Consider the following 13650-nt stretch of genomic DNA (forward strand, 5'->3'; position numbering starts at 1 on the left):
GTCCATGGACCAATTTCTCCGTAGTGTGAAACGCCGCCTCATGGCTTGGGGTGTTTACCCACGCAGCGGCCTCGCGCGCTTCACTGTGTGGGTAGTTGGGCTGTACGTCATCTCGGAGGTTCTGGCGCTAGCTATTCCGTCTCCCAAATGGTCAGGAACGTTTTCGGGATGGGCCACCTTTTTTGAGTTCGTCGTGATCTGCACCGGAACCTGGCTGCTCGTTCGTTGGGTCCGACACAAGCTGCTCTGGCGACTGCGTAACCGGCTAATCGTTACCTATGTCTTCATAGGTGTGATTCCGGTTGTGCTGATCCTGACGATGGCCGTCATCGCGGGATACATTCTCGGCAATCAGCTCACCACGATGCTCGTCCATCGCGACCTGCAGGCCGAGGTTCTTAGTCTCGATACGCTGAACTCAACAATCTCATTGGAGATTTCAGATGCGCTGCAGAAAAAGTCTAGCGGTGCACTTCATCTTTCCAGCCTCGAACTGCTGGGGCCAACTCAGCGATTTCCGGATTGGACCATCGCTGCATGGGTGAACGGCCGACCGCTTCAGCTCGTGAACGGAAAGACCCCGCGTTCCGAATTGGCCGACCGCTCGCGTGACGCAGGTGGAATCATCGCCTTTGATCGCAAGTTCTTCATTCGGAGCTATCGCAGCACGAGAACACCCGCAGGCAATTTGCAGGTGGTGATACTGGTGCCCATCACTCCCGAACTCCTTTCGCGGGCGGTGCCTGATCTTGGCGTTGTCACTCTTTATCACTTCGAACAGAGCGATGGCGGAAAGGACGGCCAAAGCTCGTTCAAATTCAGCGAAGGCGACAACAAAAATCTCACACCAGTCCCCACTGTGAGCGCCGGGACAAGGCCGCTACAGGTCTATCGCTTCGATCCGATGCTCCAGTTTGGTTCTGTCTTCAAGATCACCGACTGGGCCTCAGGAGAGGAGAGTCGAGCCTGGGTTAACGTGAGCACGCGTCCATCAATTCTGAACAGCCGAGTCTTCACCGATCTCGGAGAAGTGGGCTCTGCGGTGCTCATCGCACTCGCCGTAGTTGCAATTGCGTTCGCAATCATCGAGTTGATCGCTCTCATTATCGGCGTGCGGCTCACGCGGACAATCACGGGATCGGTGGGTGCACTTTACCGAGCAACCCAACACATTAATCGAGGTGATCTGGTGCATCGCATTCGGGTGCATTCAAGCGATCAGCTTGCGTCTCTGGAGACCTCATTCAATTCGATGACTGAGTCCTTGCAGCGCCTGTTACAGGAACAAAAAGAAAAGCAGCGGCTGGAAAATGAACTGGCCATTGCCCAGGAAGTGCAGGCACAACTCTTTCCGCGCGATCCCAAGCGGCTGCACTCGCTTGAGCTGCACGGCATCTGCAAACCTGCGCGCACGGTCAGCGGTGATTACTACGATTTCGTCGCGCTGGGGGAAGAACGACTCGGTATTGCGGTGGGCGACATTAGTGGTAAGGGAATTTCCGCCGCGCTACTCATGGCTACTATTCATTCCGCGGTCCGCGTCTTCGAATTGGGAGCGATGCCGGAACGGGAACAGCTTGTCGCTGCAGGAGCGGCGGCAATCGCGTCGGCCAGCAACAACGTTCAACTTCCGCGATGGTCGGTTGCATCCGACAACGTCGAATCACCTGCTGAAGTTCTTTCGCTTCTAAATCGCCATTTGTACAGCAGCACGCCTCCGGAAAAATACGCGACGCTTTTTCTCGGCATCTTTGATGGGAACACGCGCAAGTTCGTGTATTCCAATGGTGGGCATCTCGCGCCGTTGATAATCCACGACAACGGTGAAGTACGGAAGCTCGAAACCGGCGGGTTGGTCGTTGGATTGTTTCCCGAGATCGTCCTCGAAGAAGAGGAAGTTCATCTCTCTCCTGGCGATATCTTCGTCGCTTACAGCGATGGGGTGACCGAGCCGGAAAATGAATTTGGAGAATTTGGCGAGGAGCGGTTGCTGGAGCTGGTCCGCAGCAGCCGGCATCTTTCGTTGGAGCGCATTTCCGAAATCGTGATTGCCGCCGTGCAGGATTGGATCGGTGACAACGAGCAGCCGGACGATATCACGCTTGTACTCGCGCGCGTGCGGTAGACCAAGATCGAACACCAAAATCCCGAAGGCTGTGCGTCAACGCTACCAGGACGTCCTTAGTCATCTTCTACGCTTGGAGGTTCCGATGCTTGATAGCACTGCGCAGACGCGTTTCGCTCAGATCGAGTTCCTCTTCCAGTTCTCGAGCGATCTCGCTATCGATTCGTCCTTGATTTCGTAGCTCGAGCGCAGCGTTGCGTTCGACTTCGAGCATCTCGCGTGAGAGCGAAAGATAGCGTTGGTACTGCTCTGGGTTTACGTCCTGTTCCGCTTCTCCGTTCACACTGGCGAGACGTTGTCGATAGTGCTGCGCCAGATCATCGTACGTGCCCGCAAATTCAGGCTTGTCCACCTGCCGACGTTTTTCGAGATACGCCAAGGCTTGCTCTAAAACCAAACGACGGGCTTCCTGCTCGCGCGTGTGCGGTCGAGAAGAACCGCCGAGGCCGAGTGCGCGAATTAGACCGGGCAGCGTGAGTCCCTGCAGAACCAGAGTTACCAGAATCACGCTGAACGTCAGAAAAATGATGAGACTGCGATGTGGAAACGGAGCATCGTTGGACAATGTTCGCGGCAAGGATATTGCTGCAGCAAGCGCTATCACGCCTCGCATCCCGGTCCATCCAACTACAAACAGCCCTCGTGCATTGGGAACGGAGCCCTGGCGATGCAGCATTCTGCTGCGCATGAAGCTTGCGAAGTATGCGCTGGGAAAAGTCCAGACAAGGCGTAACGCGATCAGAAAGGCGCTAAACAACGCGCCCAGCGCAATGAGACGGGGCAGGGAAGACTCGCGAATTCCCGAGAGCACATAAGGAAGCTGCAGCCCGATGAGCACGAAAACCAGTCCGTTGAGGATGAACGTCAGCGAATTCCATACGGCATTTGCCTGTAAGCGGACACTCGGCGAAAAAAAGCGTGAACTCCGTCCTCCCAAAAACAATCCGGCAGCGACGACCGCCAAAACTCCGGATGCATGAACAGCTTCTGCAGCCAAATACGCAGCGTACGGAACGAAAATACTGATCGTGATCTCGATGTTCGCGTCGTCAATATGGCGCTCGAACCACTCTACGACGATCGCGAGAGCGACTCCAATGGCGACTCCGACTGCGCCCAAATAGACGAACCGTCCGATGCCCGAAATGAAACTCGGGGTCTGCCCGTACACCACGATCGCCGTTCCAAACTCCAGCGCAAGCAATCCGGTCGCATCGTTCAGCAGGCTCTCGCCTTCGAGCACATCGACGATAGGTTTTGGCAGTCCGACACGCTTGGCAATCGCTGTAGCCGCTATTGCGTCCGTGGTGGCGACGGCTGCTCCCAGTACGAACCCAATGCGCCAGTCGAATCCGGCAAAGAACAGCGGAACGACGACCGCCACCCCAAATACGGTAAATGCCACTAGACCAATCGCCATAGAAGCAATGCTGATGAAGTTCTCGACGAAATCTCGCCACGATGTGACCCACGCCGCCGCATACAGGAGCGGGGGAAGAACGACGAGGAAGATCAACTCCGGATTAAGACTGACCCGTGGAATTCCCGGAACGAAGCCTATCACCAGGCCCGCGATGACCAGCACGATCGGATATGGAATCTTCAGACGCTGCGCCAGCCATGCGAATCCCGCCACGATGAGCAGCAACAGCAGAACAACAAGCTCAATCGAGTGGAGGCTTGATCCAGAAGTGTTCATCGGAACGCTGCATCAGTGGAAAACCAATCTACTTGCTGCTACAGAATCTACCTGCTGCTACAGAATGAACCGCCTGCCGCGATCGACCTCACGGTATTGCCAAGACCCTCGGCGAGAGCTGCGGTTTCTCGATGAGGTACATGTCCTTTCGGACAATGGGGCTATTGTCCTAAAGTAACTGTACCGAATTGGGAAGGCGCGTGCCCTTATGCAATAGATGTTGCATCCTAGGAGGTGCAACTCGCGGAGAGGCAATGATAGTCCCTCGTATCCTCTGCGTAGACGACGATCCTCGAATCAACGAGTTGAACGAGATTGTGCTTGGGCGTGCCGGATATGAAGTGCAGATCGCACTTTCACCTTCCGACGCCCTGGAACGCTTCGCCGCCGATCGCTTCGACCTGGTCATCACTGACCTGTTCTCCAACGCATCGAGCGATGCGGGCTTCATCCGTAAGCTGCGCAGCCTGGATCCCAAAGTTCCAGTGATCATAGTCAGCGGACAAACCAGTCCTTCCCCAGAAATCCTCAAGCAAGTCGATGCCTTCGTGCAAAAGGCCTATTCTCTGAATGCGCTGAAAGACGCAGTCCGCGAAGTCCTGACGCGGGAGAAGCTGCGCCGCATCGGGTAACGGCCTGAATTGAACATGGAGCGTTTTACTGTCATTCCGAACCGCTTGCGGTGAGGAATCCCTGCCTGCATCCATATTCGTCGCTGTTCTCGAACCAGTGGAAGCCGACGCACTTCAGAATTCGCCATTCATTAATGTTCTTCCGCGTCACTCATGAGTTGGTGTAGGGATTCCTCCGCTAAAATCGGGCGTTCCGAATGACAAACAAAAATAAAACCTCCGTGCCCTCCGTGTTCAATCTTTATCCCGGCTCCGCGAAATCGCGCAGCTCCGGATAGTGCTCGATCAGCGTACTCGGCGCCTTCACCTTTTCCCGTTTCAGCATCTTCTTCAACTCCAGCGCGTTCACCGCAGCTTTTCCCTTGTAGTGATTGTTCGTCACTGCAAACGTCTTCTCGACCTTCTCTCCCAAGCGCTCGATCTTCTCCTTCCATGGCTCCAGCTGTTTGGGAGTGTAGAGATAGTTGTAGCGGTCGTCGCGATTGTCAGACTGGAACCACTCCTTGTAGTTGCGCCCATGCAGGCGAACATAGCCGATGTTTGACGTTGCGTGCTCGGTCCCACGCACCGATCGACCCAAGAGCGGCTGATCGATATTGCAGAACGCAATCTTCTCGGCCGCGAATTGCGCGAGGATCTCAGGATTGTCCCAGGTCGCGTGCCGCACCTCGACGACCAGCGGATATTCTCTGAAGCGCGTGATCAAGCTTTGCAGGTACTCGCGATTCTCATCAGTATTCTTAAACGAGATGGGAAACTGAATCAGCAGCGCTCCCAATTTCCCTCGCGACGCAATCGAATCAAGACCGGCTTTTGCATTCGCCTCGTCCTCGGCAATGGGGTTAATCGTAGCCGCGGAAGTCGACTGCAAAACCGCTCCAGGCGCGTGCGTAAAGCTGCGAAACAGCTTGGCAGTAAATTCGAAGCGCGGATTCACGTCGGCCACAAACTCGCACCATTGCTTTCCCGTTTTGGGCTGAATGTGTCCGTAGAAAGATGTATTGATCTCGCAACAATCGAGGTACTGCGCCAGGAACTGCAAAGGATGCTGCCGTTTCTTGAGCCCGGCTGGATAGACGATCCCCTCCCAATCCTTGTAAGAAAACCCAGCCGTTCCTATCAGAATCTGTTGGCTGGCGCTCACCTCTTTAGCTTACCTGCGCTACCGAATTGCGTTGTCTGGAAGTCCTTTTGCCCTTGGGGATGCCGAGAGGTGTGCACGCAACCGAATCCAGTAGAATAGAAACCAGCCACGTTTCAGCCCTCACGGAGAGATGGCCGAGTGGCTGAAGGCGCACGCTTGGAAAGCGTGTATACCTTAACGGGTATCGTGGGTTCGAATCCCACTCTCTCCGCCAGCTTTCTTCTGTGTCCGGCCCGGAGACATAGGTAACAGAACGTTCCGGAGACACGGGTTACACTTTTGGCCCGAAGGGATTTTCGAGGGGCTGCAGAGTTTTTTCCTCCAAGAAAAGCGGGTTGTTCTTGATTAGATTCCATGGCCTCGCACAGCAGCAGGTAGCGCGAAGCGTAATCGGTGACCATCAGCGGATAACAATAACGCTTGTTCCCGAGTTGGAGCTCGCCTTTATAGTCTGTGCACCACAAGTCATTCGGGTTCAAGCCTGCCGAGAGCGGCGTTCCCTGGGCACGAGTCCTGGGCCGACTTGCTCGGGTGACCAGACCATATCGATCTAAGATTGCATGAATGGTGCTGCAGGCTGGGACCTTTATTTCTGAAGCCAGCCGCCGCAGTAAAGGTTCGCGGATCTTGCGAGCTCCCCAGTAGGGTTTTTCTCGTTTGGCAGCCACATGGCGGCTTCCACTGGCGCCGGCAGTTGGTTGGCATAGCGATGGGGCCGACGGGCGCGATCGCTCAACCGCCTCCACACCGCACTGCTCGTAGCGGTCCAGGATTTTTGTATCCCGTCTTTCGTGAAATGCCAAACTCACGGCACAGTGACGCCATACTCTCCCCGTCCTTGAGCCGGATTACGAAGCGCATTCGTTCGTCGATCACAGAACTTTCCTTCCATGGCATCCCCTCCTCCGCCCTCCTTCGGACCGAAAAGTGTAACCCATGTCTCCGGAACGTTCTGTTACCTATGTCTCAGGCTGGACATTCGGCAGAATGAATGAGTTCCGATTTGTTCGTGGGTCCAAAAAGTTCCAATACCTTGCTGTTCGCCTGACGCTTGCTGTCTGTCACAGTGAAATAACGACGAAGATCACTGGCTATTAGACCAGAGAGCGATTCGCAGAGATCATGCCGGAATATTGAGTCACCTCGGGCAGATTACTGCTGCGGGGCTATTCGCATCGCAACCTCTGGATGTTTTCTCGAAATTACTTCCGAGTAAATATGTAAATTTGCGCACAAAATCGACTAATTTTCTTTATAAGTTCGGTGCAAGCGCTTGAGTGCAGAAGATTTCACTCTACTTCGCAACCCGAACTCTTGTTCGATGAGCTTCGGGCGTTGATGCAGGATATTCCCGGCATATTCCCAGTAATGGCGCAGTTGGCACAGAAGTTGCACTTTCCTGTGATTTTGGAGGAAATCATGCGTCCGAAATCATGGATGGCTGGCTTAATCGCCGCGCTGATGTTAACTACAGGAGCAATAATCGTTGGGTGTGGCAGCAATAGACCCAGCAATCAAGCCGCTCAGGCGGCGAGTACAACGGTTACCGTGAGCGATCCGGCAACCTGCGGATCGATGACAGGCGGCCCTTTCAGTCACGTTTATGTCACGATCACCGATGTGCTGGTCAATAGCAGTGCAACTGCTGGAGACAACGATTCTTCCTGGCTGGACGTAACACCCGCTCTCAAAGGCAGCCCGCAGCAGGTTGATCTACTTGGCCAAGCAAACAATCAATGTTTTCTCGCGACCCTCGGATCTACTACACAGTTGCAGCCGGGGAGCTATCAGCAGATCAGAATCGTGCTTGGCGCCAACAATGTGGCGATTAGCGGCGACAAGTGCAATGGAGTCGCCAACTGCGTGGTTTTGTCCTCAGATAACAGCGTTCATCCGCTCCTACTCTCGAGCGAAGCACAGACCGGCCTGAAGGTCCCTTCCGGCCAAATCGCGAGCGGCAAGTTCACTGTGGCTGCCGGACAGACGAAAGATTTGAATATCGATTTCGACACCTGCGCCTCGATCGTGACGCAAGGCAACGGACAATATCGTCTGAAGCCTGTGTTACACGCGGGAGAAGTTTCGACAACGTCAGCCTCGCTTAACGGCAAGCTCGTCGACAAGGTGACGGGCCAGCCGATCGTCGGTGGTAAAGCGATCGTCGCGCTGGAGCAGAAGGATTCGGCTGGAATCGATCGGGTAGTAATGCAGAGCACTCCAGACGCGAGTGGCGCATTCGTCTTCTGTCCAGTTCCTGCCGGCAACTACGACGTAGTTGCAGTTGCCGTAGATGGAGCCAATGTAGAGTATGCCGCGACTATCACGACCGGAGTTAGTCCAGGGACGGCTATCGGCAATGTACAAATGTTTGCGACCACGGGTACGAGTACCGGCCCAGGTTCCATAACGGGAACCATAACCAGCGCAAATTCAGTTCCGGCAGGGACCATCGCTGACCTCACCATCTCGGCCCTGCAACAAGTCACCACTGCGGGCGGACCGCTGACGGTGACCATCCCCCTCGCTCAGCAGTCTTCCGCCACTGCCACAGCTACAACCCAAGCAGGCGCAACGTGCGCAACGAAAACGGATTGTGCCTCGTACACGTTGTCGGTGCCCGGTGTGAACCCATCGCTAGCAGCATTCAGTTCGAGTGGGACGAACTACACCGCAGGAGCCTCCGGGGCTGCAAGCTATACGGTCGAAGCACAGGCGTTCGTTCCCCAGTCAGGCGGAACGCAGGATTGCACGCCGCCTGTGCAGATGACTGCAGTCGTCTCCGTCACACCTGGCCAACCAGTACAGGCGGCTACTGTGACCTTCACCGGCTGCCAGTAGAACGGTCAGGGGAAGCGCGAAAGCAGACGACATATTCAATCGGGAAAAAGAATCAGAATGCGGGCCAAACTGCTCTAACCTCGCCAAGCGGAAGCAACAGGTTTCGATGATCGTTGGTATGAGTCGAACAGGAGTTGTGGGCGCCCGCTTCCTTATCGGTAAAGGCTCGCAGTGCGCAACAGCCACTTCGCGTTTGCACGAATTGACCGCAACGTGTACAGAGCCGCGTCGTCAAGCATCTGATATTGGCGGCTCGCCCGTAACGAGAGAATAAAGAAGCCGGAACGGCACGGATTTCTTATTTCTTTTCGGGAACGCATTTCGTCGTGCCCGGTTTCATCCTTCGCCAACTTCCTAATGCGCATGCTCTCACGGAAGCAAAGAATGCGATTAAGAACATGGGAAACGTCTTGCAGCTTTCGTTTCCGTACTTTGTGCTTATCGCCGCAATTGCGAGACTAGCATTACCCGCGTCGAAAGAGATCGGCTGGCAAGTGCCTCTGCTCGTTCTGCCGATTATGTTTGGCGTTTTCAAGTCGTATAACGCCATTTTGGGAGCGAGGTCGCGAGGGCCTCGTGAGGTGTTGCGAAAGCAGCAGCTGTCTGACGGACAATTTGTCAGCTCGTTTGCGGTACTGACACCACGCTGTGGCGAGATAACCCTGCATCTCACCACAGCCAAATCTCAGAAATCCAGAAATCGTGTAACAAGACGGGATTCTCCCTCGTAATCCGCCGCAACATCAATCCCGTCTGTCGACTCATCTCTCCGATACCGCTTCAGCCTTCGGTAAAGCACAGGCTTGTCGATTCCCCCGCCTGTATCCAGTCGCCGTTTGCACCACGGCTGGTCTCTCGACTTGAGCAAGCGTGAGACCGCCGCGGAAGATCGCCCGGTGTGAATTGCGCAGACAGCGGCTTGGGTCTCAGGTATGAAGCCGCTTCGAAATCAACGATAAAGCCGTGCCTCGTGAAGCTCATTCACGATACATGACAGACGACGAAGATGAAGCGGGCTGCAACTTATCGGTCGGGGACGATCCTCCACCAGGCTGCTACAAACAGAATGTTTTTGCTGAACCTCAAACTGCGTCTCTGCTCCGGTGTCAAAACTTCAAAAAGAAAGGACCGCGCCCCTACGTCGTTGCGCGGTCCCGGTCCACTTCGGAACGTTGCTTACCTACAACGCTATTCGCATGCTACGTCAACGCGAAGTGTGCCTGACTTCATTGAGTTCTTAACCTGGACCGCGACGCTCTGTGGGCCCGCGTTGCGCAACAACTGTCCGTTCAGGAACACATTGCCTACGGTACAGCCCGGCTGGCTATAGACGTCGATAATGTGGGTTCCCACTTCGACCGCCTCGACGTGAGCTTCGTGATTGATGTCGAGAGCGAGATTCAACAGCGAGTACTTGTTGTTGGAGCCACCCAGGGTATCGTGCCAAGTGATTTCCAAGCCATCGATCCATGATTCATCGGCGTCCATGAAGCCGTTACCGTTGGTGTCGGCGAAGAAACGTGTATCGATTTCCAAAGGGAGTGATCCAACTTTAAAGTTGTCGGTCTTGCTGAGAGAAGGCGTGAAGCCGTGCTTGGTGCCGCGGGCGGAGCAATCCGTCTGGGTGAGATCGGAACCGCAAGACTGTTGGTAATTGCTCAGCAACTCGGCCCAAACCTTGTACTCATTTCCCGGATTCGGCGTGTCAGCATACGGCATGAGTTGAACTGGGTAGCCGCCATTGGCCAAAGTTGGGGTTTGGACATGCGGGCAAGGGCCAGGCAACCCATTCACGATGTTTCCGCCTGCGACCTGGAATTGACGACAGCCAATGGCATCCTGCGATAACAGAGTTTTTCCCGAGGGCTCCGTTACCTGGAAAACATAGATCCCATCCGGCAGGCCGGCAGCACCGTCGGGTGCGTTGAGCCCTGGTCCTCCGTTAAGGTAGACATCGTTCTTGTCAGAATAAATGTTGTAGTTAACTTCAGTGCCGTCCGCGCGAGTCGTAAAGATCGCACCCGAGACAGCCGCAAAAGCATGCAGTGGCACCAGCATCGCGATGATGCCAGCGCAGAAGCCAACAGCCATACACCTCTTTACCATGTACAGCCTCCATGTTGTCGAAAGTTAGAATCTTGGGAACCGGGGAGTCAGGTTGGAAAGCACGGAACCGTGACGTTAGGTAGCATGCCAATGGCCACTTTTTTAAGCGACTCAGGTTTTGTAAGTACGAGCGATTTCAAGGCCTCCCGCTACTCAACTTGATGTCAACCTGCGGCTCATATGCAGAAGGTTGCGACTACTATGAACGGCTGGAGCATGCCTCGCCGCATTGATTTGCTTCTGATCCTATCGCGATGAAGCGAACTCGGAATACCATCGGGACACCGAGATTCTGTTTTTCTCACGTGCGTTAGGATCGCCAGTCCTCGGCGATTAGATCGTAAGCTGGCACGCCGCCCCTATCCTGCAGGCACCCCGTAATCGGTGAGCTGCGCGTCTTCCTCACTGCGTCCTCTTCCAGGTGGACGCTGCTCGGCCGCGGCTTGGACGGCGCTTCGGACGGCGGTTTCGCGCCAAACATAACACCAAACCCAGTTTGGGCACTCACCGCGCTCTCACTCGCACCCTGCCACCCTCCTTCGAACTCCGCTCTTTTCCATTCCAACAGTAAAGAACTCATCGGATGCCAGCGTTGGAGTCATCCACACCGGCACGACAATAGTCACATTCTTGATGCTTGATGGTCTTTTTCATTCAACACACTCAGAACGGCGATGCTAAGGGGATTAATCTCAAGTTGAGTGAAATTGTCTTTGCCATGAGGTGAGCCAAGAATGATCTGATCGACGCCGAAAAGATGGCAGGGAAGGAGTTGGAAGTCTCGAAGCGAAGATGCACGCATGAAATTTGCGAGATGCGTCGGCAAAAGCGCAACGCCGTTCCATCAGAAACTGCTGCCTGATCAATCTACCAATCAAGCTCTATAACTTATGTTCAACATCTCCGAGGCTTGCAGTAGGTCCAACTCATTGCGAATCGAGGTTGACGTGTCTTCGCCAGCAGCACCACTCCCGATGAGATCTGGCTTTGGTGGATGCCCGACAGCAAAGGCTTCCACCTCACTTCTAGCTAGATACGATAGCTAAGTACCACAAAATTGTGCTACTCTCCCCGCCGCCCCTGAACCACGCATCGATGGGCTTGCGTGCGAGTTCGTGCATACCCCCGATTTAGCGCGGCAGGACTTGAGGAGAACCAGATGAGAGTGATCCTTCGGGCACACGTTGTTATGTCGTTTATCTTGGCCACGACTTTACTGAGCGCGCAGTCGTGGCAGAACGTCACAGCTCCATTGCCTAAGAAAGTTTCGCCATCGGCGCCAATCCTGTTGTCAGATGGGTCGGTGCTTGTTCACAACGCCTGCGGACCAGATTGGTACAAGCTGACGCCAGATTCCAGCGGCAGCTACGTCAACGGAACGTGGTCTGCAATTTCATTGCTACCGTCTGGATACTCGCCGCTGTATTTCGGCTCGGCTGTGCTGCCGGATGGCCGGTTAGTTATCGAGGGCGGTGAATACAACGCGAGCGGAGGAAACAATTGCAAAGCAGTATGGACGACCAAGGGCGCGATCTACGATCCGGTTGCGAACACCTGGACTTCGGTGGCCCCTCCCGCTGGCTGGACCAGCATAGGGGATGCTTGGGGAGGAGTGCTCGCCAATGGCACATATTTACAAACGAATTGCTGCACCAAAGATCAGGCTCTGCTGAATCCGGCAACGCTGACGTGGACTACGACCGGCGCCGGCAAATTCGATGTGCCCGACGAGGAGCCGATGGTTCTGATCCCCAACGGCAAGCTACTGACCGTTGACGGCTACGTTTTCCAGTACGACGCTACGGGAACGAATTCCGAGATCTATGACGCGAATACCGGAACGTGGTCCAGTGCTGGCAGCACGATCATGCAACTTTGGGACTCGTTTCCGAATGCCAATCAGGCTTCTTATGAGGTGGGTCCCGCAGCATTGCGTCCGGATGGAACAGTTTTCGCTACCGGTGCGAACGGCGGCGGAGCGGCTCACACTTCGATCTACAACACAAACAGCAGTCGTTGGACTCCTGGTCCGGATTTCCCTGACAATCTGGGGATCGCAGACGGACCTGCATGCACGTTGCCGAACGGCAATGTGTTCATGATGGCCAGCCCGGGAGTCTTTCGAACCGGCGCGCAATTCCTGCGATGGGACGGTACGCGATTGATGTACGATTCAGCGCCCAACCCGTTCAGCGCTGATTCGTCGTACTACGGCAATATGGTCATGCTCCCGACAGGTCAGGTGCTATTTACAGATTTCGGCACTGTTGCGGTGTACACGCCCTCGGGCGCACCAAAAGGAGCATGGTTGCCGCACGTGATGAGCGCACCCGTAAACATGACACGTGGTGCGACGTACACGATTGCCGGTACCCAGTTCAACGGCGTGTCGCAAGGCTGCTACTACGGAGATGATTACGCTTCGGCGACAAACTTCCCGGTTGTGCGCTTGACGAACCAAAAGACAGGGCATGTGCGATATGCCCGTACGCATGGCTTCAGCTTCATGGGAGTACAGTATCCCGGCACGGTGAGCACGGAAGTCGACATTCCGGCAAACCTGGAGACGGGGGCTGCGTCGATGGAGGTTGTTGCCAATGGCATTGCCTCGCCGGCAGTCATGGTGACAATCCAGTAGCACTCAGCTAACAGAAACTGCGACCAGCGCTCCGCTGGTCGCGGTTTCGTACTTGGATGATGAATGGCAGTGCATGTGTGGGTCGTGCGGCTGCCTGGCTCAACGCGCTAAGCATCGAGGCGATCGTTCCCAACTGCGACGGGTTCAGATGTGGTCTCGAATTTCAAACGAACTCAACGAACAATTGTGAGGTGGAAGACAGAAGTAAGCACGTGAGCCTCACATAGCTGCTAAGGCGCTCCACTTTACGGTGGCGCTGATTAGAACCCGCAGAGCTGTCTCTCAACTGTGCTCCTGCTGTCCCGATATCAGTAGCTATGCAGTCCTAGATCTCTTTGCGTCATGAGGACTCGCAGACCGTTCTTGCTGGCGTATTTTTCCTTACACTCAGCCGAACATAAATGGATGGCGCCAGGTTCAGTTGCATGGCGACTGTACCAGCGGTCGAAAAACCGAATGAGCTTTCGC

Annotated in this window: 7 protein-coding genes and 1 tRNA gene; 5 read left to right on the forward strand and 3 right to left on the reverse strand. The window is 55.0% G+C overall.

From position 1 onward, the window contains the following. The first annotated feature begins 4 nt into the window (after positions 1 to 4). Positions 5 to 2125, forward strand: a complete 2121-nt coding sequence (locus VFU50_20615; GenBank protein ID HEU5235272.1) for a SpoIIE family protein phosphatase — start codon at positions 5 to 7, stop codon at positions 2123 to 2125. Positions 2126 to 2192: 67 nt separating this feature from the next. Here VFU50_20615 and VFU50_20620 read toward each other — a convergent pair whose 3' ends face one another. Further along, entirely contained in the window at positions 2193 to 3824 is a 1632-nt protein-coding gene (locus VFU50_20620) for a Na+/H+ antiporter (protein ID HEU5235273.1), read from the reverse strand. A gap of 254 nt (positions 3825 to 4078) precedes the next feature. On the opposite strand from VFU50_20620, the gene VFU50_20625 reads away from it, so the two are divergent. After that, positions 4079 to 4456, forward strand: coding sequence for a response regulator (locus VFU50_20625; GenBank protein HEU5235274.1), 378 nt, complete (start codon positions 4079 to 4081; stop codon positions 4454 to 4456). A 241-nt stretch (positions 4457 to 4697) separates the two neighbouring features. On the opposite strand, the gene VFU50_20630 is transcribed toward VFU50_20625, so the two are convergent. Next, positions 4698 to 5600, reverse strand: a complete 903-nt coding sequence (locus VFU50_20630; GenBank protein ID HEU5235275.1) for a DUF72 domain-containing protein — start codon at positions 5598 to 5600, stop codon at positions 4698 to 4700. 124 nt (positions 5601 to 5724) lie between these two features. Between VFU50_20630 and VFU50_20635 the strand changes: the two genes are divergently transcribed. Next, positions 5725 to 5814, forward strand: a tRNA-Ser gene (locus VFU50_20635). Positions 5815 to 7019: 1205 nt separating this feature from the next. Further along, positions 7020 to 8438 (forward strand): DUF4382 domain-containing protein, encoded by a 1419-nt coding sequence (locus tag VFU50_20640; protein ID HEU5235276.1) that lies wholly within the window; start codon positions 7020 to 7022, stop codon positions 8436 to 8438. A gap of 1188 nt (positions 8439 to 9626) precedes the next feature. Here the strand turns inward: VFU50_20640 and VFU50_20645 are convergent. Beyond that, complete coding sequence (locus tag VFU50_20645) at positions 9627 to 10544, reverse strand: hypothetical protein (protein ID HEU5235277.1); 918 nt, start codon at positions 10542 to 10544, stop codon at positions 9627 to 9629. A gap of 1159 nt (positions 10545 to 11703) precedes the next feature. On the opposite strand from VFU50_20645, the gene VFU50_20650 reads away from it, so the two are divergent. Further along, positions 11704 to 13182, forward strand: a complete 1479-nt coding sequence (locus VFU50_20650) for a hypothetical protein (protein ID HEU5235278.1) — start codon at positions 11704 to 11706, stop codon at positions 13180 to 13182. The last annotated feature ends 468 nt before the right edge of the window (positions 13183 to 13650 follow it).

The sequence above is a fragment of the Terriglobales bacterium genome, from assembly GCA_035764005.1.
In the GTDB taxonomy this organism is placed as follows: Bacteria; Acidobacteriota; Terriglobia; order Terriglobales; family Acidobacteriaceae; genus Gp1-AA112.

Excerpts from the sequence above, each read along its gene's own strand:
- VFU50_20615 (HEU5235272.1), top strand. The coding sequence starts at position 5 with ATGGACCAATTTCTCCGTAGTGTGAAACGCCGCCTCATGGCTTGGGGT.
- VFU50_20620 (HEU5235273.1), bottom strand. The coding sequence starts at position 3,824 with ATGAACACTTCTGGATCAAGCCTCCACTCGATTGAGCTTGTTGTTCTG.
- VFU50_20625 (HEU5235274.1), top strand. The coding sequence starts at position 4,079 with ATGATAGTCCCTCGTATCCTCTGCGTAGACGACGATCCTCGAATCAAC.
- VFU50_20640 (HEU5235276.1), top strand. The coding sequence starts at position 7,020 with ATGCGTCCGAAATCATGGATGGCTGGCTTAATCGCCGCGCTGATGTTA.
- VFU50_20645 (HEU5235277.1), bottom strand. The coding sequence starts at position 10,544 with ATGGTAAAGAGGTGTATGGCTGTTGGCTTCTGCGCTGGCATCATCGCG.
- VFU50_20650 (HEU5235278.1), top strand. The coding sequence starts at position 11,704 with ATGAGAGTGATCCTTCGGGCACACGTTGTTATGTCGTTTATCTTGGCC.